Source organism: Cupriavidus sp. HMR-1, assembly GCF_000319775.1.
GTDB lineage: Bacteria > Pseudomonadota > Gammaproteobacteria > Burkholderiales > Burkholderiaceae > Cupriavidus > Cupriavidus metallidurans.
Window position 1 is genome coordinate 1 of sequence record NZ_ANKP01000160.1, and the last position, 24,858, is coordinate 24,858.

Annotated in this window: 24 protein-coding genes and 2 pseudogenes; 11 read left to right on the forward strand and 15 right to left on the reverse strand. The window is 64.3% G+C overall.

From position 1 onward, the window contains the following. From D769_RS18650 to D769_RS18680, 7 genes and pseudogenes are all read left to right on the forward strand, one after another. Positions 1-190, forward strand: a pseudogene (locus D769_RS18650) (thymidine phosphorylase); the annotation flags it as partial. Further along, positions 187-1,086 (forward strand): ribose-phosphate pyrophosphokinase, encoded by a 900-nt coding sequence (locus tag D769_RS18655; RefSeq protein ID WP_008648167.1) that lies wholly within the window; start codon positions 187-189, stop codon positions 1,084-1,086. The pseudogene D769_RS18650 and the gene D769_RS18655, both read left to right, overlap by 4 nt. Before the next feature lie 127 nt (positions 1,087-1,213). Next, positions 1,214-1,858, forward strand: coding sequence for a DUF6629 family protein (locus tag D769_RS18660; protein WP_008648170.1), 645 nt, complete (start codon positions 1,214-1,216; stop codon positions 1,856-1,858). Then, positions 1,855-2,502 (forward strand): methyltransferase domain-containing protein, encoded by a 648-nt coding sequence (locus D769_RS18665; protein ID WP_008648177.1) that lies wholly within the window; start codon positions 1,855-1,857, stop codon positions 2,500-2,502. Before D769_RS18660 ends, D769_RS18665 begins: the two co-directional genes overlap by 4 nt. Continuing rightward, complete coding sequence (locus tag D769_RS18670) at positions 2,499-3,512, forward strand: hydroxyacid dehydrogenase (RefSeq protein WP_008648179.1); 1,014 nt, start codon at positions 2,499-2,501, stop codon at positions 3,510-3,512. The genes D769_RS18665 and D769_RS18670 overlap by 4 nt, the downstream gene beginning before the upstream one ends. 92 nt (positions 3,513-3,604) lie before the next feature. Continuing rightward, positions 3,605-5,137 carry a 2-octaprenylphenol hydroxylase gene (locus tag D769_RS18675; protein ID WP_029309009.1) on the forward strand — a complete coding sequence of 511 codons (1,533 nt, stop codon included), beginning with the start codon at positions 3,605-3,607 and terminating at the stop codon, positions 5,135-5,137. Between the two features lie 27 nt (positions 5,138-5,164). After that, entirely contained in the window at positions 5,165-6,208 is a 1,044-nt protein-coding gene (locus D769_RS18680) for a type II glyceraldehyde-3-phosphate dehydrogenase (protein WP_008648192.1), read from the forward strand. A gap of 64 nt (positions 6,209-6,272) precedes the next feature. Here the strand turns inward: D769_RS18680 and D769_RS32740 are convergent, their stop codons facing one another. The 12 genes and pseudogenes from D769_RS32740 to D769_RS32750 all read right to left on the reverse strand — a co-directional run bounded on the left by D769_RS32740 (position 6,273) and on the right by D769_RS32750 (position 16,904). Continuing rightward, complete coding sequence (locus tag D769_RS32740) at positions 6,273-6,584, reverse strand: hypothetical protein (protein WP_231582259.1); 312 nt, start codon at positions 6,582-6,584, stop codon at positions 6,273-6,275. 45 nt (positions 6,585-6,629) lie between these two features. Continuing rightward, positions 6,630-6,998, reverse strand: coding sequence for a hypothetical protein (locus D769_RS32745; protein WP_231582258.1), 369 nt, complete (start codon positions 6,996-6,998; stop codon positions 6,630-6,632). A 31-nt stretch (positions 6,999-7,029) separates the two neighbouring features. Then, positions 7,030-9,459: a D-xylulose 5-phosphate/D-fructose 6-phosphate phosphoketolase gene (locus D769_RS18690; RefSeq protein WP_008648199.1), complete on the reverse strand. Its 2,430-nt coding sequence runs from the start codon at positions 9,457-9,459 to the stop codon at positions 7,030-7,032. 106 nt (positions 9,460-9,565) lie between these two features. Further along, the gene (locus D769_RS18695) at positions 9,566-10,045 is read right to left on the reverse strand and encodes a hypothetical protein (RefSeq protein WP_231582257.1); all 480 of its coding nucleotides are present in this window, start codon (positions 10,043-10,045) and stop codon (positions 9,566-9,568) included. Further along, positions 10,042-10,488, reverse strand: coding sequence for an FtsH-2 peptidase (locus D769_RS18700; protein WP_008648203.1), 447 nt, complete (start codon positions 10,486-10,488; stop codon positions 10,042-10,044). Before D769_RS18700 ends, D769_RS18695 begins: the two co-directional genes overlap by 4 nt. 299 nt (positions 10,489-10,787) lie before the next feature. Continuing rightward, a complete protein-coding gene (locus tag D769_RS18705; RefSeq protein ID WP_029309006.1) occupies positions 10,788-12,125 on the reverse strand; it encodes a cyclopropane-fatty-acyl-phospholipid synthase family protein in 1,338 nt (445 codons plus the stop codon). Then, positions 12,125-12,541, reverse strand: a complete 417-nt coding sequence (locus tag D769_RS18710; protein WP_008648206.1) for a hypothetical protein — start codon at positions 12,539-12,541, stop codon at positions 12,125-12,127. The genes D769_RS18705 and D769_RS18710 overlap by 1 nt, the downstream gene beginning before the upstream one ends. 138 nt (positions 12,542-12,679) lie before the next feature. Then, positions 12,680-14,266, reverse strand: a complete 1,587-nt coding sequence (locus D769_RS18715) for an oleate hydratase (RefSeq protein ID WP_008648208.1) — start codon at positions 14,264-14,266, stop codon at positions 12,680-12,682. Between the two features lie 116 nt (positions 14,267-14,382). Next, positions 14,383-14,505, reverse strand: a pseudogene (locus D769_RS31260) (acetate/propionate family kinase); the annotation flags it as partial. 208 nt (positions 14,506-14,713) lie between these two features. Further along, positions 14,714-16,378: a DUF3141 domain-containing protein gene (locus D769_RS18720; RefSeq protein ID WP_029309005.1), complete on the reverse strand. Its 1,665-nt coding sequence runs from the start codon at positions 16,376-16,378 to the stop codon at positions 14,714-14,716. Positions 16,379-16,387: 9 nt separating this feature from the next. Beyond that, entirely contained in the window at positions 16,388-16,690 is a 303-nt protein-coding gene (locus D769_RS18725) for a heavy metal-associated domain-containing protein (protein ID WP_008648212.1), read from the reverse strand. Positions 16,691-16,709: 19 nt separating this feature from the next. Continuing rightward, positions 16,710-16,904, reverse strand: coding sequence for a DUF2933 domain-containing protein (locus D769_RS32750; RefSeq protein ID WP_234707105.1), 195 nt, complete (start codon positions 16,902-16,904; stop codon positions 16,710-16,712). A gap of 1,307 nt (positions 16,905-18,211) precedes the next feature. On the opposite strand from D769_RS32750, the gene D769_RS32940 reads away from it, so the two are divergent. The 4 genes from D769_RS32940 to D769_RS18755 all read left to right on the forward strand — a co-directional run bounded on the left by D769_RS32940 (position 18,212) and on the right by D769_RS18755 (position 20,605). Further along, a complete protein-coding gene (locus D769_RS32940) occupies positions 18,212-18,688 on the forward strand; it encodes a hypothetical protein (protein WP_008648219.1) in 477 nt (158 codons plus the stop codon). A gap of 172 nt (positions 18,689-18,860) precedes the next feature. Beyond that, complete coding sequence (locus D769_RS18745; RefSeq protein WP_008648220.1) at positions 18,861-19,250, forward strand: DUF2513 domain-containing protein; 390 nt, start codon at positions 18,861-18,863, stop codon at positions 19,248-19,250. 184 nt (positions 19,251-19,434) lie between these two features. After that, complete coding sequence (locus tag D769_RS18750; protein WP_008648221.1) at positions 19,435-19,920, forward strand: hypothetical protein; 486 nt, start codon at positions 19,435-19,437, stop codon at positions 19,918-19,920. A gap of 190 nt (positions 19,921-20,110) precedes the next feature. Continuing rightward, complete coding sequence (locus tag D769_RS18755; RefSeq protein ID WP_152415025.1) at positions 20,111-20,605, forward strand: hypothetical protein; 495 nt, start codon at positions 20,111-20,113, stop codon at positions 20,603-20,605. A 176-nt stretch (positions 20,606-20,781) separates the two neighbouring features. Here D769_RS18755 and tnpC read toward each other — a convergent pair whose 3' ends face one another. The 3 genes from tnpC to D769_RS18770 form a co-directional block, all read right to left on the reverse strand. Next, a complete protein-coding gene (gene tnpC / locus D769_RS18760) occupies positions 20,782-21,132 on the reverse strand; it encodes a Tn3 family transposase post-transcriptional regulator TnpC (protein WP_008648224.1) in 351 nt (116 codons plus the stop codon). Beyond that, positions 21,129-24,161, reverse strand: a complete 3,033-nt coding sequence (locus D769_RS18765) for a Tn3 family transposase (protein ID WP_008648225.1) — start codon at positions 24,159-24,161, stop codon at positions 21,129-21,131. The genes tnpC and D769_RS18765 overlap by 4 nt, the downstream gene beginning before the upstream one ends. Positions 24,162-24,269: 108 nt before the next feature. Beyond that, positions 24,270-24,858 (reverse strand): site-specific integrase (locus tag D769_RS18770; protein WP_008648226.1); only part of this gene is annotated, 589 nt, incomplete at its 5' end.

A 24,858-nucleotide genomic window follows, 5' to 3' on the forward strand; every position in this document is an offset into this window, starting at 1 on the left:
TGCGGCCAAGCTTGCCGGTGCGCCGACCGCCCCGGCCGCCGGCATCGATGTGCACGCGCGTCTGGGCGATCGCGTCGAAGCCGGACAGCCGCTGTTCACGCTGCATGCCCAGGCGCCGGGCGAACTGGCCTATGCACTGGAGTTTGTCCGGTCGCGCCCAGCGATCTTCCAGATTTCGGAAAACACATGAAACCACTCGTTTTTCACCTGCCAGGTGACGAAGCCTTCGCTGAAGGCCTGGTCCGAGCGTTGCGCGCGGAACGGGCCGCGCTGCAGCTGCACCGGTTTCCGGACGGCGAGTCGCTGGTGCGGCTGGACGCCGACGTGACGGGCCGCACCGTCGTGATCGTGGCCAGCCTGGCACAGCCCGACGTCAAGGCACTGCCCCTGCTGTTCGCGGCGGACGCCGCGCGCGACCTCGGTGCCACGCGTGTACTGTTGGCGGCACCCTACCTGGCGTACCTGCGCCAGGACCGGCGCTTCAACACGGGCGAAGCCATCACGTCTCGCACGTTTGCCGCGCTGGTGTCGACGGTGTTCGATGGCGTCGTCACCGTCGACCCCCATCTGCACCGCTACCACTCGCTTGGCGAGATCTACCGGGTGCCCACGCGCGTCGTGCAGTCCGCGCCCGCCATCGCCGCCTGGGTCGCGGCGAACGTGGACAAGCCGGTGCTGATCGGCCCCGACGCGGAAAGCGAACAATGGGTCCAGGAAGTCGCACGGGGGGCCGGTGCACCGTTCACCGTGCTGCAGAAGATTCGCCGGGGCGACAAGGACGTGGAGGTCAGCCTGCCCAGCACTTCGGCCCTGGCCGGTCGCCAGCCCGTGCTCATCGACGACATCGTGTCCAGCGCACGCACGATGATCCAGGCCATCGCCAGCGTGCGCCGCGTCGGATTGCCGCCCCCGGTGTGCATCGGTGTGCATGCGCTCTTTGCCGCCGACGCCTATGAGGCGCTCCTCGCAGCAGGCCCTCAGCGGGTGCTGACCTGCGACACCGTTCCCCATGCCTCCAACGGCATCAGCGTGGTGGCACCGCTGGCTGCCGCGGTCCAGGACTTGGTCGAGGCCAGTGCGACATGAGCGGCACCCAAGCGCTCGGTCCGGGTTCAAAGCGTCGAGCCGCACCGGGAACATCTTTACTAGGACCCGACAGGCCGGCCGCAGCCATGAACGCCCTGGCACCCACATTCGAGAGGAGATGACAGCGATGTGCTTTTCTGCACTAGCCAGTTTCACGGCTGCCGCGGGACTGCTGGGTATAGGGACCGTCACCGTGCGCCGGGCCCGCGCGCGGCGCGAGCTGCCTTACGCCGCCATCCCGCTGCTCTTCGGGATTCAGCAGCTGCTCGAAGGCATGCTGTGGCTGACGTTCCCCGACCGCGCGCCTCTGCTGAATGTGGGGCTGACGCATCTCTACTCGTTCTTCTCGCACGTCCTGTGGCCGATCTATGTGCCGCTGGCGGCTCTGGCGCTGGAGACCGTACCGTGGCGCCGCCGGGTCCTCGCGGGCATTGCACTCGCGGGCGCCCTGGCCGGGGTGTACCTTTTAGTGATGCTGGCGCGACTCCCCATCACCGCACGAGTGGTCGGTCAGCACATCTTCTACGACTCCCCACACTTCTACGTTCTGACCACGATGGCCTTGTACCTGATCGGCACCTGCGCAAGTCTGATGGTCTCCAGCCACCGGCGCGTGGCGGCTTTCGGGATTGCCGCCTTCGTTTCTGCGGTTGCAGCCTACGTCTTCTATGCGACCTGGTTCATCTCGGTGTGGTGCTTCTTCGCAGCCGTCCTCAGCATCATCGTGCTGTGGCAGGTCCGTGAACCTCAAGCGAGGCTCGCCGTGCCATGACGGATCGTTCGGCCGGCTTCAAGCCCGCACTCGCCTACCACGTGCTCCCCCCCCTGTATGATGGGGTGGTGGCGCTGAGCACGCGCGAGCAAGCGTTCAAGCCGGCCCTCGTGGCGCAGGTGGCGATCCAGCCTGGCCACGACGTACTGGACATCGGTTGCGGAACGGGAACGCTCGTCCTGCTTGCGTCCTCCGCGTGCCCGCAGGCCCGTGTCACGGGGTTGGATGCCGATCCCGCCATCCTGGCGCTCGCCCGCCGGAAGGCGGCGGGGGCGACGGCACCGCTCTGGTTCGACCAAGGCTCATCGACGGACCTGCCTTACCGCGATGGTTCGTTCGATAGGGTTCTGTCGAGCCTCTTCTTCCATCACTTGGCGCCCGCGGACAAACCGACGACGGCGCGGCAGATCGCGTGCCGCGCGTCGGCGGCCAACTGTACGTCGCGCACTGGGGTCGCTCGCGCGGACCAATCAGCCACACCGCGTTCTTCGCGGCTCAATTGCTCGAAGGCTTCGAGACCACCCGTGACGCGGTCGCCGGTCACTTGCCATCGGTTCTCAGGCGAGCAGGATTTACGCAGGTTGCTGAGGCACGGCGCTTCGTCACTGTCTTCGGCATCCTGTCCTTGCAAGGATGCGCCATGACCGAGGACCACCGTCTCGCTGTCCTGTTCTCCGACATCGCGCCAGCGGACCAGGCAGCGCTGCAGCAACGGCTGCCGACCCGCTGGCGCGCGCACTTCGTCGAGAGCGAACACCTTGCGGGCTCCGACACCGAGCATGAGGCTATCGAGGTCCTGTGCGTGTTCGTGCGCACGCGGGTGGACGAATCGCTGCTCCGCCTGCTGCCGCGCTTGCGCCTCGTCGCGACGCGCTCCGCGGGGATCGACCACATCGACCTGGACGCATGCCGCCGACGCGGCATTGCCGTCTGCCACGTGCCAGACTACGGGTCTGCCAGTGTCGCCGAACATGTCTTTGCCCTGCTGCTCGGCGTGACCCGCCACCTGACGCAGGCACACGAGCGGGCGCGCCAGGGCTCGTTCGCCTACCGCGGGCTCACCGGCTTCGAGCTGGAAGGCAAGACGCTGGGCATCGTCGGCCTGGGCCGTATCGGGCGCCACGCGGCGCGCATCGCCCTTGGGTTCGGCATGGACGTTCTCGCCTACGACCCCGCCTTCGCCGCGTCGGCAGAGCACCCCGACGGCGTCTTGCTCGTGACATGGGAGCAGCTTCTGCAAAGCAGCGACATCCTGAGCCTCCATGTTCCGGCCACCGAGGGTACCCACCACCTGCTCGACGCTCAGGCCTTCGCGCGCATGAAGCCGGGCGTGGTGCTGATCAACACGGCACGGGGAGCGCTCATCGACGAGGCTGCATTGCTGCGCGCGCTGGACGAGGGCATCGTCGTGGCTGCCGGACTGGACGTGCTGGAGCAGGAAGGTGCGCTGTCTCCCGAAGTGCCCACGGGCTGCGGCGGGCTCGGTTGCGATACCGGCTGGACGGCATCCGGCCCACTGCTAGCCCATCCGCACGTGCTCTTGACGCCCCACATCGGTTTCAACACCAGGGAGGCGATCACGCGCATCCTCGACGAGACCGTTGCGAACATTGCAGCCTGGCATTCCGGCCAGCCGCGCAACCGGGTGGACTGACCGTCATGCGCCCTGACCACCCCTTTCCTGCCGCCAGCCCGCCGGGCCGTCCACTGCAACGCTCGGCCCTGCGCCGGGTGGTGCAGATCGCGCTGGCGCTGACCGGCTTCCTGCTGTGGGTGGCCTGGCATCGGGGACTCATGCGCTGTGACACGCACCGGGCGGCCGACCGCTTCGCCGAAGTGCTGCAGCGATTGGGGACGACCTTCGTGAAGCTGGGCCAGCACCTCAGCCTGCGGGCGGACATTCTGCCATCCGATGCGCAGCAGGCCCTGGCCAGCCTGCAGGCGCATGTGGCGCCGTTTCCTTCGGAACAGGCCGTCCAGGAGGTTGAGTCGGCGCTGGGCCGCCCCTGGCAGCAGGTCTTCGCGCACTTTGACATGGAGGCGCTGGCCGCAGCGTCGATCGCACAGATCCATCGCGCAGCGCTGCTCGACGGGACGGAGGTCGTGGTGAAGATCCGCCGTCCTGGAGCAGCCGAGCAAGCCGAGACCGACATGCGAATCCTGCGCCGGCTTGTTCTGGTCATACAGTGGTTCGTTCCCTCGCTGCGGCGCTGGGGTCTGGCGGCCATCGTGGATGAGGTAGCGGCCAACTTTCGCTACGAAATGGACTTGTCCCGGGAGGCGGGTTCCGTGCGACGGTTCGCTGACGCGTGGCGGGGCTCTCCCGACATCGTGATCCCCGACGTGGTGAACGGGCTGTGCACGTCGACCGTCATGGTCCAGCAGTTCAGCCACGGAGCCGACCTGCACGGCCTGCCTACCGCCATGGCCGTGGCCGCTGCGGGCAAGCTCGTGGACAGCTACGTCGCGCAGGTCTTCCGCGATGGCTTCTTCCACGGCGATCCACACCCCGGCAACGTCTTCGTGATGGACGACGGCCGCATCTGTCTCCACGATTTCGGCATCGTGGGCCGCGTCACCCGCAGCATGCGGCGCGCGCTGGTGGCTTTCGCGCTGGCCTTCGTCGAGCAGGATGCCGACTGGGTGGTCGACGCCTGGCTGGATCTGGGTCTGGTCGGCGAGGGCACGGATCGGGCCGTGTTCGTGCCCGTTGTGCGCACCCTGGTCGCGGACTGCGCCGAGCGTCCGCTGAAGGACTGGTCGCTCTCCGATGCGCTCTCGCAGCTCGTGGCGGCCGGCCGAACCCAGGATGTCCGACTTCCCAGAGATCTGCTGGTGCTCACCCGCACCCTGCTGCTGCTCGAAGGGACGGTGCGCCTGCTGGCACCGGACTTCTCCATCATCGAGGCGATCTCGCGCCACACCGCGACCGGCATCTTCGATGAGCGCAAATCTGCTGCGTCGCAGCGTCTGCCCTACGAGCTGGGGAGCGCGGCCAGCGTCCTGCCCACGCTGCTGGCGCGGCGCTTGCACAGTGTCTTGCGACAGCGCGAGCTGCTGCAACTGTCGATCAAGCCCGACGCCAAGATGCTGAGCGGCCTCGACCGCCTCGGCCGCCGCATCGCGCTTGCGCTTGTGACACTGGGCCTATACATCGCGTCGAGCTTGCTGATGCAGCACGGCGTAGGCCCGCGCTGGGGCGACATGCCGGTGCTCGCGCTGCTGGGCTATGCGCTGGCGATCCGGTTCACGTTTTCCATTGCGCGCAGCTGCGGCTGACGCGTCCCTTCATGACAGGAGCAGGGAATGAACAAAGTCCGAGTGGCGGTGAACGGTTACGGCGTCATCGGCAAGCGGGTGGCAGACGCGGTCGCTCTGCAGGAGGACATGGCGCTTGCCGGCATCGCCGACGTAGTGCATGACTATCGCCTGCAGGTCGCCGCGCGGCGCGGCTTCGCGATTCACGCTGCAACCCCCGACGCCGAAGAAGCGATGCGCTCTGCCGGCATCCCGGTGGCGGGCAATCTGGCCGAGCTGCTCGCGAAGGCCGACGTCGTGGTCGACTGCACGCCCAAGAAAGTCGCTGCGGTCAACAAGGCGCTGTACGACGCCGCGAGCGTGAAGTCCGTCTTCCATGGCGGCGAGTCCCATGCGCTGACGGCGCACTCGTTCGTTGCTCAGGCGAACTATGCGTCGGCCATCGGCCGAACTTCCACCCGCGTGGTCTCGTGCAACACCACCTCGATCGTGCGCACGCTGGGTGCGCTGAGGATGGCCGGCCTGCTAAAGCGTGCGCGCGGGACGTTGATCCGGCGGGCATCCGACCCCTGGGAGGCGCATTCCGAGGGCATCATCAACACGCTTGTGCCTGAGAAGACGATCCCCAGCCACCAGGGACCGGACGCGCGCACCGTGATCCCGGACCTGGATGTGGTGACGATCGCGGTCAAGGCTGCGCACAACAGCAGCCACCTGCACACCTGGTGGGTCGAACTGACGAGGCCGGCAACGCGCGACGAGGTGCTGGCCGCCTTTCGCGCAGCGCCACGGATCGCGTTCGTGCGTTCCTCGGATGGCCTCGTGGCACTCAACAGCACGGTGGAACTGATGGCTGATCTTGGCCGCCCTCGCGGCGACATGTGGGAAGTCGCCCTGTGGGAGGACGGCCTTGCAGTCGATGGAGACCAGGCCTACTACACCTACCAGGTCTTCAACCAGGCGATCGTGATTCCCGAAACCATCGACGCGATCCGCGCGCTAAGCGGCGTCGAGTCCGATCCGTCAGCGTCGATCGTCCGAACCGACGCCGCGCTCGGCTTACGGCACGACTTCATCCGCGATTGCGACTAGGCTCGATCGACGCGTGGACGGTACGCGCAACCGCTGGTGCCGATCGTGCCTCGACGATCGCCCATCACAGCAGATGCGAGATCTCGTTCAACGGTTTCAGGCCCGAGCCGAACCTTCCGATTGCATCGCGATGCGCGCCAAGCTCGGTGCAGGGGAGGTAGCGGGTTCCCAGCTCCGCCACCCGCGCAAATGCTGGCCGACGCAACTGGCTGAGGACATCCTCGCGGCGCGCGTCCGGCGCCACCAGGAACATCAATACACCCGCTCCCAGCTCCGTCCACAAGGCCAGGTCGAGCATGCGCACGATGCCGGAATAGATCGAGGTCGAGTGCTTGACCTCGAAGGCAGCGGCGATCTTCGAGCCGTCGGCCTCCACCCGAATGACGTCGATCAGGCGAACAGAGTCCAGACCGGACCGGGCCTACGCGGGAAGCTGTATCAGGCAGCCGTCGCCGAGGCGTCCTCCCCGATAACTGCGCCCCTGATCGTTGGACGCAATCCAGACACCGTCGCCGAGCGACTTACCCAGGTCGCGCAGCCATCCCTGGATTTCCGTGTGGGTCGCGTCGCTCTCGCGTTCCGCTGCCCAGCGCTTGTGGGCGGCCGTCGATTCCTCGCGCACCTTTTCGAGATCGGCCTCCCAGCCCTGGACGGCCGCCGCATCATCACCGCGCGGCGGCTCCGCGTACCGGCCCGAGCCGATGTTGAATATCAGTCCGGCCAGCGCCCCCATATCGTTCGATAACGCGTTGCGGTGCTGGACATTGAGGCGAAGGCCGCTTTCGCGCATCGAGAAGACCCTTTGGGCCGAACAGGGCGATTCAGGCCGGGATCATCACCACGCGCGGATCGCCATGCCCCCCCACGGTGGCCAACTCCTCGGCGGTCAATACGCGCGCCGGATCCACGCCAAGCGCCTGCGCGGCCTCGGCCGCGACGTGCGCCCATGTGCAGCGGTTCGCGAACAGCATGCCGGCAACGTCAAGCGTCCCACCGCGCGCCTGATAGCCCAGTGCGCGGGTCTGCCGAGGCCCGGTATCGATGCGGCGCAACAGGCCCAGCGTCGGCTCCGGCCGCATGTGCGAGACGATGACGCGCATCGCAGCGGTGTCCGGGAACAGCGAGCGCAATGCCGCGTCGCCCGCCACGAAAGCCCGCTCGCGCTCGTCGCGTGGTAGCCGGAAGCGGCCCGGCTCGATGACGCAGGTGACTGCCGTCCGATGCCCGGCATTGTCCAGGCGCCGCGCCGCAAGCAGCGCCTGCTGTAGCTGGTACGCACCAATGGCGACTAGCAACACATCGGGTGCGTCGCAGGGCTTCACCACGCATGCACCCTCATCGGCCAGACGCTGGGCCTGCTCGCCGCTCAGTTGGCTGGCGACGGGCCGTTTGGGAACGACCAGTGTCCAGAACTGGCCATGCGAAGCGTAGGCAGCTCGCAGCGCCGCGATGGCACTGTTTGCATCGACCGGGAACAACACACGTGCGGTGTCGGACATCTCGCCCAACATCGCTTCGGCCAGTGTCGGATCCTGATGGGACTGCTCGTTCTTGCCGTTCTCCCAGGTGTGGGATGTCGCCACCGTCACCACCGACAGCCAGCCTGGAGGCATGCCGGCCTCCGCCTGGTGGCGAGCGAACAGGATTTCCTGTCGCAGCGCGCCCAGCATCTTGACGGCAAATGCCTCGTAAGAAACAACGAGGTTGATACCGCCCTTGTTGCCCAGCGCCGCGCTAACCACCGCCTCTTCGTTGAGGGCCGTGATCACGGCGCCATCGACGGCTTCAGCCAATCCCGGTTCGGGCGTGAAGACGCGGTGCTTGAGCAGGTCCAAGGTCTGGCCCATGCGGTTGCTGCGTAGCTCGTCCGGATTGCCGACCCGCGGACGCAGTTGGGGATTGGCCTGGATGATGGCCGCGAAGGTTCCGTCGAGCGCATCCATCGGCGAGACATTGCCGTGGTCCGCGGCGTGCCATTGCGGCTCCGGGAGCCTCGGCGCTGCGACCTGGCGATGTGCTAGGGGATGGTCCCGCTCAAGGGGACGACGCTGCACCTCATGCCGGCAGAGCAGGCCCACCGCTTCGTCGAGTTCGACCGGCGGCACGAACAAAGCGCGCGCGCCCTCGTTGAACTGTTGCCGGGCAGTGAGGTCGACACGGGGATTGCCCGCCAGCGGCAGGTTGTGCGCGGCGTTGGTTCCGGCACCGGGGAAGCCGAATCCTTTGGGCGCTTCGGCGATGGTGTAGTGAAGCGGTACCGGGTACTGGAAGGTACCATGCGAAACCCCCTTCGCGCAGGCCGCCAGCCGTTCCTCCATCGCGTGGACGGCCCAGGCAAATGCGGCGGGGTCGGTACCGTCGATCTCCATCGGGTCAAAGCCATTCAGCCGCAGATGCTGGTGGAACCATTCTCGGCCGCCCTGCTGCTGCATGGTGCTGCGCTGTTCGATGCGGCGACCATTGAGGATCATGAACGGAGCCACGAATCCGCTGTCCTCTGCACGCCACCAGCGCGGCGCCCAGTCGCTGCCGCGCTGCTCCTCGAATGCGCCGTCGCTGAGGAATACCACCAGCCGCTCGCCGGGCAAGGGCATGTGCACGTACTGCAGTTCGGCAAAGCCGAGATAGCCCCCCTCGGACATGCCGCCTGCAGTGTTCGGGCCGACGTGGCTGCCCAGCGGCGAGGCAGGATGCCCCTGTGCGTCGATCGCGTAACTGTAGAAGTCCCGAGCGAAGCGTGTAAGGCCGTTCTCGCTGCGGTCGTACCGCTCGGCGTGGCGCGGCGTCATGTTGCCCACCAGCAGGTTGCAGGCATCGACGCCCGCGACGCAATGGCCTTGGCCCATCAGCCAGCCGCGTGTCAGACCGCTCAGTGCGTTCGCGGCAAGGTAGCCGACATAGGCTGGCACGATGTTCAGTGAACCGCCGGTGTGGCCTTCAGGCGTCTCCTTGAAGTCCTCGGCCGCCATGTCCCGACCGTCGGGATAGACTCGATCGGCATAGGTCATGTGAACCGTGAGCCACATACTGGCCACAGCCAGGCGGTCTGCAGCCCACAGCGTGCGGTAGACCGCGGCTGTGTCGCTTGCCTTGCCTTCGGCCACCAGCATCTGTGCGAGATCGTGGACTCGCAGTTGCGTGAGGTCGTTGTGGGCGATGGGGCCATGCCCGCGCGCCCAGCGCGCGAACTTGGGATCGGACTCGCGAAACAGTCGAACGCGCTCGGCGACCCAGGGAAGGTTGTGATTCATGTTGAAGGTCCTTGAAACCGGCTCGGAATGACGAGCGTCGATGGGGTTGGGAACGCCGGCGTCTCGGATCGCCAACGCAGAAACGAATGGCATGGCGCTGGGCGCCTCAGGCCTGCCTCGCGTACAGCACCACGGCAACGGCCCACAGCAGAGCAGGCAGCAACAGCACCCAGCGGAAGTCCGACTGGAGGACGAAGTTCATCGCACTCATCAGCCCGACCGTCGCAAACCCTGCGAGAGCGACGGCCCAGCCAGTACCACTTTGCCGGTCGCGCACGGCAGTGCGCGCCAGGTGGACGGTCAGCACGCCCGCGCCGGCCATGAAGCCGCCCATCACCGTGAACACGACCCGTAGCCATGCCTCCAGACCGGGTGCCACTTCGCGCAGCCGCTCCAACGTCACACCGATGAAGCGCGGGTCCTCGGGCAGCAGCGCGGGCCGCAGAAACACGAAGTAGGCGCCCAGTCCGACGAGCCAGACGCCGCATGCCATGACCAGCCACATGGAGGTGCGCGGCGCCTGCGGACGCAGAGGCGCCACGGCGCTGGGTCGGCGGGCATCCCGATGAACTTGTCGGCGGCTCACGGCGCACCGTCCTGCGGCGGCAGCGCCACCGCGGCCACGCGAAGCTGACCTGCAGGTGGGGCCGACGCCAGCAAACCATCCAGCATCGCTCGGTCGACCACCTCCTTCTCCAGCAGCAGCGTGGCCAACGACTCAAGCGTTTCGCGGTGCGTTCTCAACGTTTGCGTCACGCGCTCACGCGATTCCTCGAGTAGACGGCGCACCTCGCCGCCGATGGCATCCGCTGTGCGTTCGCTGAAGGTGCAAGGCTCGGGCAGCGTCGGACCGTTGAGGTACAGCGGGGCGAGGCGTGCCTCGTAGGTTGCCAGCTCGAACGCCTCGCTCATGCCGTAGTGCGTCACCATGTGAAGTCTCAGGTCAGTGGCGAGCTGCAGGTTGTTCCCTGCGCCGGTTGAGACATCCTCGAACACCAGCTGCTCGGCTACACGCCCGCCCAGCAGCACGTCCCGCCCGTCGAGCAGTTCGGTCCGGCCCGCCGACTATTAGCACCCCCTTGGGAATCTTGCCGCCCAAGCGCTTGTAGCGGTCCGGGTTCTTGAGGAATTCGACCACTTCCATAAGCAGCCACCATGTGCCAAAGGACACCTGCGCCGGAGCAGGGCACCTAGCCATTTGCTTTCGCGCACACTGCCATAGCGCACCTTGGCGGCGTCCAACTGCGCGACCAGTTTGGGGGCAGTGCGCACGACTGCCAATACACCGGCCAGCGGGCCGGCTCATCTCTCGCGCACCCGCGGCACCGTCACTGGCGTTCATGGTTGGTCCTCCTGTAGAGATCGCGGCGCGTCAAGGGCACGGGCCAGCTTCCGCCGTCTCGTTTGGATGCGACGATCTGGTAGATGCCTGTGCCGCCCGCCTCGAACTCTAGTGCACAAGCCGCCATGTACAGACGCCAGATGCGGAAGGTCACCTCATCGACCTCTCGCAAGGCATCCTCTCGGCTCGCTTCGAGTCGCTGAACCCAATGCCGCAACGTCAGCGCGTAGTGGGGCCGCAGGCCTTCGACGTCATGAATTTCGAAGCTGGCACGCTCCATTCCGAGCTGGATGTTGCTGACGCAGTCCAATTCGCCGTCAGGGAATACATACCGGTTGATGAACTCGGTCGAGACAGTTCTGTTCCAGCCCTCTTCATCATGCGTGATCCCATGGTTGAGGAAGAGCCCGCCCGGCCGCAAGACCCGCTGCACCGCTGCGTAATAGGCCGGCAGATTGGCGAGGCCCACGTGCTCGAACATGCCGACGCTGGACACCTTGTCATAGACGGCCGTGCCATCGAGGTCCCGGTAGTCGCACAGTTCAACCGTGACAAGGTCTTGCAAGCCTTCTGATCGGATGCGCTCACGCGCGTATTCGAGCTGCTGCTGGCTGAGGGTGATGCCGTGGGCTCGGACGCCGTGCTCTCGTGCCGCCCAGCACACGAGCGCGCCCCAGCCGCAGCCGATGTCGAGCAGACGTTCGCCGGGCCGCAGACGAAGCTTGCGGCAGATGTGCTCCAGCTTGTTGCGCTGTGCTTGGTCCAGCGTGTCGTCCGGGCTCTCGAAGTAGGCGCAGGAGTAGACCCTCTCGGCATCGAGCCAGAGGCCATAGAACGCGTTGGAGACATCGTAGTGGAACGAAATCGCTGCCCGATCGGTCTGGCGAGAATGGCGGTGGGAGAAGCGTCGGGCGACCCGCGAAGCCAGGCCGCGCGAAGGCTTCAACCCCTCCTGTTCCGACACGCGCAGCATCAGAGCGTCGCGCAGCAGGGCCAGCTTGTCGCGCCAGGAGAGCGAAAACTGCTCGAAGTGGGTCTTGAGCCCGAGCGCGCTGTACAGGTCCCCTTCGATGTCGATAGTGCCGCGGAAGTAGGCCTCCGCCAACAGCAGCGGATCCGGTCGCAGCACGAGGCGTCGCAGCAGGCCCGGGTCGCGGATGACCAGCGTGTACTCCGGATGCGACTCGAACTCGTGCAGGAGCACATCGCCCAGGCGCAACGCCGGCTGACGCTCGATGCCAGCCAGCAACCGGCGCAGAATCCGCAGCACAGCGGCATGCGTGTCTGGTGATGGGGATGGCTGAGGTGTTGTGGAGTGGTTCATCAGTTGGCGCCTCGGTCGCTCGTATGCAGCGGAAGCTGCGATGTGAAGGGCGCTGGCTGCTCGTCGCCGATGGCGATCAGTGGCGTGCTTCGCAGATCGTCCATCAATGCCGCGAGGCGCTGCGCGCTGGCCGATGCCACCAGATGAGTGGCGCTGGCGTCGACATGCCAAGGTAAGTGGGGCAGCTCCCCTGCCGCGACGATCGCCGCAACGTTCGGTGTCGTCCGATACCCGGGGATGCGATCCAGGCCATGGTGATCGACGACGCGCTCCGTGTCCCACCCAACCGGCGTCGGACACACGCGGGTCCATGATCGGACCAGGGCGATCACCTCTTCCACGGCAGCGCCGCTCGCAGCATCCTCAGTCTTGAGATCGCTGGCGCCAGAAGAAGCGGTGGTCGGCACGAACGTCATCGGCACGCGCCTTTGCCGCCAACACGGTCGCCGAGACGTTGGCCGCAGACGGCGACGCCTCTGGGACGCCATGGCCTGTCAGCACTTTCGGGGCTGTGGTTCATGCCGCGTTTCCGATCGACGACCTTATCTCCGACCTCAACCCGCCAACGTCCTGAGGCCGGCCAACGCTGCTACCGGATCGGATATGCCGCGGTAGATCGGAGGAATCTCGTTGTTCAGTCCGAGCAACCCATAGACCGCGTGCATCGCGCCGCGCACCGAGTATTCGACGGTGAAAACCACATCCTCCGGAATCTCGACGTACTGCCCGAGGAGTGCGAAGTTGGTTGCCCCACCGGGGATCACCAAGGGACGATCCGATGCCTCGCGGCGCTCGAACTCGCTGGTGATGTACGGCATCATGACGGGGATGGTCGTGGTGGTTCGGAGCACCTCCTCTCGGATGTCATCGAAACGCAGGTGGTGCATCAGCTCGCGCAGAATCTCGCGGCCTGTGGCCTGCGCCATGCTCTTGTCGATATAGTCGCCCTTGTTGTCGATGAACAGTCCGTAGCCCCAGAGGGTATAGACGTCCTCGGGTTGGCCGGCGAAGTGCGGTTGATGTGGCACGACGATGGACATCAGCCAACGGGAGTCCTTGAAAGTCATCAATCCGCCGGTGCCCGGCGCGTTGCCGGTGAACTCCTCGATGCGATGCACGAGCGCGGGGCTGCGCATCGTCAGCGTGAACGACTCCCACTTGGTCTCATCGACGTTGCCGCAGAAGGCGTTGGGGCGGCCGAGACCGCGTGTCTTGCGGGCCATGGACTCCCACAACGTCCACGCACCATCGCGCTTGTCTCGAACTAGAGAGGGCGCGTGGTCATCGTCGCCATAGGTTGCATCAGCCGTCATCGACCCGATCGTGATCAACGCCAGGTCGGCAGCGCCGAGTCGATAGGTGACAGGCTCGCCATGCCGCATCGCGTGCAATGCCTCGACACGACGCTCCGCTCCCTGCTCAACAAAGTCGGCATCGACCACCTTGGTGTTCAGCTCGAAGACCACACCGCGCTCGCGAAGCCACTGCTCCATCGGACGCACGACGGCGTCGTACTGATTGAGCGGAGTGCGTCGTACACCCGCCAGGGTGTGAATGCGCGGAAACTCTTGTAGGAAGCGAAGCAGGTAGCGCTTGAGCTCGACCGCGCTGTGCCAGTTCTGGAACGCAAAAGTGGTGCGCCACATCGCCCAGAAGTTCGTTTCGAAGAAGTGAGGCGAGAAGCAATCTTCGATGCGCGCCGTGTGCAACAGGCGCTCTGGCGTAGCGACCAATCGCATCAACTCCAGCCGATCCTGCAGACTGAAGCCCAGGTCGCTGGCGTCAAGGATGCGCCGTTCGCGATCAATCAAACGTGCCTTCGCGTTCGATCGCCATTCGTCGTTGAACGCCCAGACCTGTTGCTTGACGGATGTGCCGGGGTCTTGCAGTGTCGGCACGCCGTCCAGCACGTTCCAGAGACATACATAGGTCTCCTCCGTCAGCATCCGTCCGCCACGGGAAACGTACCCCTTCACTGGGTCGCCCGATCCGTCAAGAGCGCCGCCCGTGAGATGCAGTTCCTCGATGATGCGGATGTTGCAGCCTCGAAAGCCGCCATCGCGGATGAGCAGCACGGCGGCGCTCAGCGACCCGATGCCCGCGCCAACAATGTACGCCTGACGTTCTTCGTTGTTCTGCATGAGTTGGTCGCCTTGTGAGGTCTCGATGGTGTAGAAACTGGTCGAACGTTCGTCACGCGCCTGGCGGGATTTGCTCCGCCCAGGCTTGCGAGGAACGGCTGTTGCCGTTCCTTCGACAATGGCAAGCCCAGGGTGTGCGCGACAAAGCCTGGAACGCTGGGGTCGAGGTCGCCACCGCGCGTGCCCATCACAAGACCTTCCGGAGCCGTCATCCCTATCGAGGTATCGACGGATCGACCGTGGACAAATCTCGGACGCCCGATGGTGTTTGTGAAGACCCCGGTCTATCACGCCCTGGGCACATTGATGCCGTATTCCATTAGGGGGGGGCCACCTTGTCTTGCGGACAAGCCAACCTCCCACATGGGCACGCTATTCATCTCGCGCTCCAGGGCTTGTTGTCCCCGTAGGAAGGGAGGCATTCATTACATCTCCTAGGACGGTCGTTCAGCTTGCATAGGTCTGCTCGAACACAAGCTCAGCCCACAGATCACGGCTCTTGCGCCACGACTCCATCGCTTGTTCAACCGCGTCTGCACCGGTACGCTCCAACTGGTACCAAGGATTGACATGCCGATGGGGGTCCTGTGCACCGCATTGCTCAAGCCATCGCTGCATCCAAGGCAGCAGTGCGAGAGCAGGCGTCACCTGCTCGGACCAGACCTTGCGGCTGACGCGCATGGGGTGCAGCGCCCGCAGTTCGCGGGCCGATTCGGGCGTAACCGCGAGACGGACCCAGGGTGACACCCATTGCGCATAGAGGCGTTCGGTGGCTTCCGAAATCGCCTTGACCTTGTCGAATCCGGCTGGGTTGGCATCGAAGGGCAGGTCTTCCAGCCGCCGCGGCTCAAAGCGGGCACCGGCGGCAACCTCGGCGAAAGCGCTATCATCCAGAATCATCTCGTAAAGTCCGGGTTCGAGTGCCTGGATCGATTCAGCGTGGTGCAGGATGGCACGGTGTTCCCGTCGCGCCACCCCGGTGGAGACGAAGATCCCGAGGTGGCCCACGTGCTGGTGCAGCAGGTAGACGACGCGCTGGCCCGCGGCCACGAGGTCTGCAGTTGTCGGATACACAGCCTTGAGCCAGCCAAGCGCCTGGTGCGGCGGCGTGATGTTGTCGCCGTTCGAGCAGAAAAGCATCAGCGGCGCGCCAACGCGGCTCAAGTCAGCTCGGCAGTGATCGTCGACAACGATCTCGCCACCCTCCAGATGGTTGCCGACGAACAGATCGCCGGCAATCGACAGCATCTCCTCACGCGCCAACTGGTAGAAGCCGTTCCACCAGCGCTCGAACTCCAGGAAGCGATCGCTCTCGGCCTCCGGCTGCGCGAACAGCGTGTCGTACTTTTTGAATACACCCTCGGGCCGCAGCGCCTCGAAGTTCTGGACCAGCCAGGCGCCGTCGAAGCGCCCGGCGCCGAGGTCCGAAACCCAGTGCGCCGGCCATATGCCGCCCGTAAACCCTCCAAGCAGTCGCATCGGATTGACGCCCCTCTCGCCGGCCCAGTATGACAACGGCGATCCGTTCAGCACCGCCAGCGCTGCACGGTGCTCGCAATGCGACAGCGCCAACGTGATCGCCCAACCGCCTTGACAGTTGCCGTAGACGATCGGGGCCTTGCCTCCGTGGCGCTTGGCCACGATGTCGATGAACGCGGCCAGCGTCTGCACGACCGCCCCCATCGTCTGTCCCTCGACAGGTTCGGGATCGAACACGACGAAGTACACGGGATGGCCTTCGAGCAGGGCCATGCCGACTTCGGAATCACGCTTGAATCCGCCGATGCCTGGTCCGTGGCCGGCGCGCGGGTCGACCACGAGCACCGGCAACGATCCCTTGCGCACATGCTTCTCCAAGGCGTCGGTGCCACAGCGCGTGACGCGGAGGAGCCGGTAGTTACTCGCCGGTTGCATGTCGTGCCCGTCGGCCACCTGCTCTGACTCGAAATGAAGCAGCGGAGGCATTCCCGCCGCTTCGTGTTCGGTCATGTTGTTCGCCCGCTGTCTCAGCGCCTCGCCGGTCGCTACGGCGCGCCACAGCATGTCGCTCCAGTAAGCTGCGAACAACGCAACTGGTGCAGCGATTCGCTGCGAGTCTGTCGTCGTGTTCATGGCTGAGAATCAGCGGCAGCAGCAGCCGCCGCCGTGTCCCTTCGGGCGGGCGCCAGCCGGGGCATGGCAGGACGCCTGCCCGGACGCGCTGGCCGGCGCCGAAGAGGCGACTGCCTCGTAGCCGGCGGCGGACAACGCAGCGATCAGCGCGGGCGTGTTCTGCGCCGCCTGGTCGCCAGTGACAGTCGCAGTGCCGCGAGCGAGATCAACATGCACGTCTTCCACGCCAGGTACGCGCTTGAGCGCCTTGCTGACCGAGTTCGCGCAGGAAGCGCAGGTCATGCCTGCGACCTTGAGTTCGATGGATTCCATGGTGTTCCTTCAGTGAGTCTCAGTGGTGGTGTCCGGACTGGACGCCGCTCGATGCTGATCTGTTCCGGCCTTCGTCTGAACGGCGCTCGGGTGAGTCGCCTTCGTCGCCCCGAGGTGCGTTGCCGTGCCCGACGTGACCGCCGTGTCCCCCGTGACCACCATGACCGAAGATGTGCATCAACGGGCAAGCGAGGATGAAGAGGAAGGGCAACAACTGCAGAAGATGAGCGTTGTGGCGATAGAACATCCAGGCAACGGCGGCGGCAAGGCCGATCCACAGCAGCCACTGGTTGATGCGTGACCAGTTCGAGCCACTTCGTCCGCTCTGTCGTGGGTCGGATGGCAGGTTCATGGTGATGCTCCTTGGTGAGGATGGGACTTACTGGTTCTTGTGGAATTTCCCGTGGTCGTGCACGGAGGTGGGTGCCGTCTTGGTGCCGGAGGCGGCGCTGTCCGGCAAGCAGGGAACAGGCTTAGCCGCCGAAACGTTGCGCTCAGCACCGTGGTCGTGGCGCTTAGCCGTCGAACTGCATTTCGTCAGTACGGGGGCCTCTGAGGCTGCGACTGGAACAGTGGCCGCAGCCGCGGGGGGCTGATCGGTCTGAGCCATCACTGCATTGGTGAACAAGGGGACGGCGAGGGCAAGTGAGAAAAGGCAACGAGAACGCGTACTCATGACAACGACTCCACGAAGAGAGAGGAGATGCAAACGCAGCATCGTCGGCCCTCATCCCAGCCCGCATGGACCAAGGGCGCAAGATGCTTCAAGCCCCGTGCGGTGGGGCGCAGACGTAGTGAGGCTACGAGCGGCTAGAGAGCCAGCCGCTGGAGCGCAATGCGCAGCGGAGGTCCTCGGTGCTGGTAAAACACACCGCCCGATCGCGCGAACGTGCGGGCGGGCCAGTCGATCAGGTCAGGCGATGCACTCGAAGAATGAGCCATCGCCGAAGCCTCCGCACTCGGGTCCAGCCTGAACTTCAGCGGCTGCGCACTCAACGAGGCCTTTTCGCAGAAATCAAGGCAGTTCGCTTTCCCGGCTGTATCTTCGCCGGGGAGCACGGCGTGGCCGTGCGAATGCGACGAGTGATCGGCAACCATCGCTCCGTGATGGCGATGGGCTGATCCGCGATGGTCATCGGCTATTCGGACCGCGCATGCATGCGCTATTCCCGTCACGATGCCGAAGAGCCACACCAGGAGCACCTGGATGGCCCAGCGGCGAAGTCGGCGACGGTTGCGGAGCATGGTTGACGTGAGTCAGGCGTAGTTTGGTTGGTTCAGAATAAAACTGAACTAAGCACAGTCCTTTGATGTTAATCAAATAAGCACTCCGTACTCGGCTACGGGGTACGGAATAATTTGCACGGAGGTAAGGAAATGTAATATGCGTGAAAGGTCGCTGTTAACTTCGCACCGTTTTCTTTGGCCTTTGACCCAGCGGAGGAAGTCGCAGCGCACAACTAGGGGCGGCAGCCGGCGACCACCAGCCATTGCGAATACGGAGCGGAATCCTGTGCCACGTTGCGCAATATCGAGGTCGATGCCGCGGACGATCACTGGCTGCATCTGGTGGGCAAAGGCGGCAAGCCAGCCAGGGTCATCCTGACACCGCTGGCGCGCGTGGCAATGGATCGCTACCTGCAGGAGCGCGGCTTTCCGGTCAGCCGTGCCCGCTGGGAACCGACCGCCACCGCCCGATATCTGTTCGACACCATGCGCGCCACCATCGAGGCGGCCATCGCCGAGGAAGATCCCGGCGCGGCCGTGCTCGCCGGCGATCGATTCATGACACCCAGCGCGCCGATTATCGCGCCATACCACCGGCACTTTGGCTACAGCCACCAGGATGGCGCCAGCACCGTGACGTTCACCTACAGCATGCGCAATCGCAGCACGCCGCTGCGCGAGGAGGAAGACGAACATAGCTTTCTGCTGCAGCTCAAGGTCGCCAGCGTCGAACATGACAAACACCACCGACTATTTCGCCGGGCGGCATGACCATGGACGACACCGTTGAAGGTACAGCTGCAGCTGGCCGACCGCCAGGCCGCTGGCGCTGGCCCAGTTCGCCAAGCGGTTCATCTGGTCGGACATGCGCGCCTGCGCGGTGGACGGTGACGAGGCGTATGTGATTCGAGGTGCGATCGAGGTTATTTTCTAGGAGATCTGCATGAAGCGGGATATGGACCTGGTACGCGAGCTGGTGCTGCGGCTTGAAAGCCTGCCGATGAAGCGCGGTGACATCTTCATCATTGGGCCGGACGACGACGAGTTGAAGTTCGACAACTACACTGTCGACGAGGTCGACTACCACATGCGCCTGATCTATGAGGCCGGCCTGGTCGAAGACGCGGGCGCTGGCTCCATGGATGGCTACGGATTCGAACGCCTCAGCTGGGCCGGCCACGATTTCGCCGACTCGGTACGGGACAATGCCGTTTGGACAAAGACGAAATCGGGCGCGATGGCCGCTGGTGGCTTTACGGTCCAGCTTCTGGTCGATCTGGCCAAGGGCTACATGAAAAAGCAGATCGAAGAGAAAACCGGCATCACGCTGTAGCGCGGCGTCGCTTGCAAATCCCGCCAGCGTGCGGGCTTCCTTTTGGTCCGGGGAATTACCCACACGTAGTGCGTATTGAGAGTGTCACCGCCATTGCCCCTTGGTGACGCGGGGAATAGCGCCAGCGTACTTTTGAGCTCGGTACAAGGCGCCCGACATCACAACCATGTGCGAGGGATAGACGATGTCGCAACACCAAAAAAATAATCAGGAACTGCGCGTCTTCTCTTGGGCCCAACAGATTCGTCCGGATCTGTGGCCGGAGGGCGAGGTCGATCATGAAGGGGAAAATCCGGATATCGTTGTTACCACCGACACACTCTGCTACGGCGTGGAACTGACTGTGCAGATGCATCAGCGAAGCGCGCATAGTGATGCTGCGGAAGCACAGATCTGCAAACTGGCGAAGGGAATGGCATCGCTAATCGGCATCAAGCCGGGCCTCCGGGTCACTGCGGCCTTTGCCGGGGCATTTGCCGAACCGATTCCAAAGCGAAGGTGGCCGGCTGTGGCGGACGAATTGCTTCGGATTGTGTCGATGCTGGATACGGGGACGCGAGGGGTTGATGTCTCCTGGTCCCATGGCGCGTCGATCGCCGCCGGCTTGGAGTCCACTGAGTTTGAGGCGGTCTGGGTCTATCACACACCCGGCGGCATCGATGACATATGACAACCGTCGCGCGCGGGCTTTGTTCCATCCTTAGGGCCTGAAGACCTGCAGCGCGTGATAGATCGAAAAAATGCGCGAGTGATCGACTATCGTATCCGTGCCTCGCGTATAGACCTACTCATTGCGGCAAATGGTGGAGCCATCGCAAGTGACTGCGTGCCTTAGCGACGAGGCACTTGCGGCCACTTACGTGACAACGTTCGACCGTGTCTTCGTCATGGACATGCTAATGCGCAGGATTCATGAACTGCGTAGTTATGCGTTTCGGCAACTTGAAGTTTGGATTGAGTTCTCGGAAGTTCTCAGTCCTCGCGTCCTTCTCGATATCGCGCTCGTGAATTCTCCGCGCATCGCGGACTTAACGGGTACCGGCCCTGGGTCGCAAACCAGGCACAACCAAGGATATGGCACCTTGGTAGTAAATGTTGCTATCCAAGCCTTACGGAGGATGCCAGCGTCGAGCGGCGAGACACGCGTTACCGGTTTGATTTCGGACAGACGGAGCGAAGTGACGGATTTTTGGCGGAGATTCGGCTTTTCGGTAGCACCACCGATCGCAGGGAAGGATGGCGACCTCCTCGGAAAACTTGAAGACCTGAGAGTACTGGAGCGATCGTACAAGGCTGGAGGCATATTCGACGTGGCGATGGATCTCTCGCGGTTCCACGTACGTGAGAACATCTAGCGTACAAAGATTTGTCGCGGGGATAGTGCCACCGGAGCTGGCATGAAGGGAAAGAGCGTTTTTTCGCCTGCCGAAGCAGAGCTCGTGCGCGAGCTACTGCATAAGGGGTCATGCCGGGATAAAGCCGGAAATGACACATAAGCCTAAAAGTAATAAAGAACGCGGCTTTTATGCGATCAATTGCGCGGCGTCAGCTGCTCCAGCGGCTCGATCTGACGGAGCCAGTCTTGCAGCATCGTGACGATTCGCAGCACTTCGGCCTGTGTGTCGAACGCCAATTCCGGCAAACTTTCCTCGCCAGTTGCGACCGTCATCCGGGCGCGGTTGATGACCGTATGCGCCATCCCGTGCAGACGCAGCACCATATCGCGCAGCCCATCCTCGGCGCGGGCTTCGGCCAGCATGGCATCGAGATCGTCCACCATGCGCAGTAGGAGCGTGGTGTCGTACGTGTCCTGCGCTTGCTGCAACGCTGCCCGGTCTAGGCGCCCGTAGGCCGTTTCGACCGTATCTTCGGAATCGCTCATATCGATGCTCCCGGTTTGTTGTCGCTGCGCGGCTCATTGCCGGCGTCCGTGCGCGCGCGTTTCAAGGCTTGGCGGAACAAGGATTCCTTGAGCCACGGCTCCGGCGGCCGCTTCAAATCGAGGTGGTAGTTGCCGAACCGCTTAACCCCGGTCGTGCCATACGGGCTCATGAAGGCGGCATCGGCCGCGGAAACCGGTTCGCCGGCGGCGTGAAGGTCTTGCATGATCCGCATCATGTCGACCGTGTTCTGCAGAATCACGGCCGAGGCCACCAGATCGATATAGCGCACGCGCTTTTGCTGCTCGTTCGGATCGTTTTCGGTAATGACGTCGCCGCCGAAATCGAGCCATTTGGTGAAGGCGTGATACGACTCGATCTTGTTGGTGGTTGCCGTCACCTCCTGCCGCATGTCCTTCTGCGAGATCCAGCGCAGCAGGTAGACCGTGCGCAGCACGCGACCGAGTTCTCTTGCCGCCGCAAACAGCCGGTTGTGCCGGCCCTCGTGGCTCAGCTTACGCAGCAGCATTGGCGACATGACGCGGCCGGTCTGGATCGAAATCGCCACCTGCATCAGATCTTTCCAGTGGTTGCGGATCAGCTTCCAATCGATGACATCGCTGAACAGACGGTCGATGTGCTTGTAGCGGATGCCCTTCTCCGCCTTGTAGAAGCGCAGATCCTTCCAATTGCGGATGCGCGGCATCAACTGGATGCCGTTCAGGTAGGTAAATGCAAAAACGGCTTCGGATTGGCCGTGCGTATCCGAATAGACGGTGTCGGCCTGGACACTCAAGCCGGCTTTCAGCAAGCCCTCGATGACGTAAATGGCCTCCAGCACGCCTGGCGGGATGAAGTGGCGGAACACCGCGATGTAATTGTCGGCCACATGCCGGTAGGCCACGGCGCCCATGCGGCGGTAGCGGAAATGCATGCCGACCAGAAGGTTCTGCTCGTAGAAGTCGTACTGAGTGCCGTCGGCGGCCACCTTCTTGCCTTCGCCCCACAGCTTCGGCAACTCAAGGCGCAGATACAGCTCGGTCAGGTCGCGGCAGGCATTGTCCAACTGCTCCAGGCCCATGTGGCGCTGATTCACGTACGACAGCTGATGCGGCGTCACGCCGTTCGACAAGTGCCGCGCCGCCTGGTTGGGGCCGAGGTTGCAACCCATGGCAAAGACGGTAAGCAGATAGCGTTCGCGCGCGTTGCGCAGTTTCGGATCGTCGCCGGACTGCGGGCCAAAGTGGCGGGTGAACCCCGTCCAGTGCTCGATGTTGGCGAGGATGTCCAGCAGATTGCGCGGCACGAGCCGGCTGTCGATGGCGGCTTGCAAGGCAATGGCCGACGGCGGGACTTCGCGCGCCGTGACGCGCGTGAGCGTAGGCTCGCCGCTCGGGCTGATCGTCACGTCGCCGGCATGCTGTGGGAATTCACTGTCGACCTGTTCAGCCGTCTCCGTCAGCAGCTTCTTGAGGTCGTTGACGAAACCTTGCGCATCGGATGCAAGACCGATCCGGTCGCAATAATCCTGCAGCATCGCCTGACATTCTTCCCACGACATCAATTGCTGGCGAAGGTCGGCAAAGTTACCCGATCCTTCGATGCAAACGTCGCCGCAGCGCAAATCGCCGGCGAGATGGGAAAACACGCACACCTCCAGGTAGCGCCGATTCGTCGGCTTGCCCAGGCCAGGCGAGCGACGCACCAGCTTTCGCCAGCGCTCGGACGCGAACGACAGGTCCACCTCGTCGGCGAGCCAATCGGTCTTGCGGTGCTCGTTCTGCAGCACGACGTCCAACGCCTTGAGCAGTCGGCGGTCTTCGGTCGCCGCGACAAAGCGCAACCCCTTCGCCATCTGGAACATCGCCGCACGCCATGATTTGAAAGGCTTCCACAGCAAAGGCAAGTGATTGCCGTCGCTCCAGACGCGGATCGCTTCGCAATCGGCCTGCAGCTTGTCCAGATCGCCATGCGGCGCCAGCAGCTCGCGCACGCGCTGTCCAGTATGGGCATCGTCCAGGCCTTCGGCCAGAATGCCGATGACGAGCTCGAGTGCGGCAACCAGCTCTTCGCTCAATTCGCGCTGGCGCGCCTGGATGAGATTGAGTTCTTCCTTGGCACTCTTGTGGATCGCCCCCATGCGGCGGATGAACATCTCCGCGATGTCGTCGCGCGCCCCGATGCGCATCTGGCGCATCAAGGCCAGGATCAGCGTATGTCGCTTGGCGGGCCGCAAGTCCTTCATGTCGCCGGCGTCGAGGGCGGATGCCATGTTGGCCAAGTGTTTCAGTTTGGTGGCGGGAACGCTGTCGAGCAGCGTGTCGCTGTCAGGCAGCGATTCGAGCCACTCCAACTGGTCCAGCACCAGGTCGAGGTGTTTGCGCGTCGCCTTTTTTGCGGATCGCTTGATCTGCTGATAGAGCGAGTGCCGCGCCGGCAACTCGGTTTCCAACAATTGATCGAGCCATTGGCGCTGGTCGGCGGACAGGCGCTGCGCGATGTGGCGATGGAGCGCGGCTTCGGCCGCGGCATGCGCCTGCGCAGCGATCTCGTCGAGCGTACCGAAGGCGGGTAGCTCGTAGCCCAGCCGAACCAGTTCCTCGATTGTGATGTTGATGATGTCCACGCGTGTGTCCACCACGCCGGCGGCTTCCTCGGCGAGTCGGATCGCGACGAGGCGCGTCTGGGCATCGGTGTACGGTTTGATGCCCAACAAGGTGCGGATCGCCTTGTGATGCCGATAGCGCGCGGTATGCGCGGCGGGATAGGTGATCTGCTGGACCGGCGCCATGCCCAGGCAGGCCGACACGTGCTCGATGACTTCCGGGGGAACCGCCTCCACCGCCGGAAAGTGGCGCAGGAACTGGAAGCACTTCAGGTTGACCAGAAGCGCGAGGCGCCGCTCAGCGGTGCGGGCGAAGCCTTGCGCCCACTCGATTTCCTCCGGCCGCGGGGTGAACGAGGTCTGCAGATCCTTGAGCGTGAGCGTACGCGGAAAACGCGGATAGGCGGTTCGTTCGATGCTTGCCATGCAAGGGACTCCCCAACATGCGTTCTTGTTCGCAACGGCTCGTTGCGCGGATCGCGCGCAAAGGCGCCAGCATATTCTGCCGCTGCCTGAATGCCAAGCCTGCTGCCATTACGCGGGGTTGGGGCCTGGTAGCGCGCCCGGCAGCGCCGATTCGATCCGGCGTCGGGCAAACGGATCGGCCGCTTCGACATAGCGCATGGCCGAGTGGACATCCTTCCAGCCGACATATTCCATCAAGGTTTTGAGGTCCCAACCGTTGGAGGTCGCCCAATTGGCGAACCCGCGCCGCAGCGAATGCCCGCTATACAGCTCAGCCGAGGCGATGCCGGCGTGTGCCAAGACCGAGCGCAGCAGCGGCACCAAGCTGTCGGTATGCAGCCCGGCCTCGCCGACATGGCCCCAGCGATCGATCGCGCGAAACACCGGTCCGGACGTCAGCCGCGCCGCTTCCACCCAGGCGGCATAGGCTTCGACCGGGCACAGACGCGACAGCGCCGGTGCCTTGAAGGTGCTGCCCTGGTATTGGCGGTCGCCTTTCGTCTGCGGGAAATAGCAGGTCATGCCTTCCCCGGGCGCGATGGCGACATGCTCGACCCGCAGGCGGGTCAACTCGTCGCCACGGAAGCCGCGCCAGAAGCCGAGCAGCAGCAGCGCCTTGTCGCGCCGGTGGCGCAACTCGGCGCTGCGGTCGCGCTCG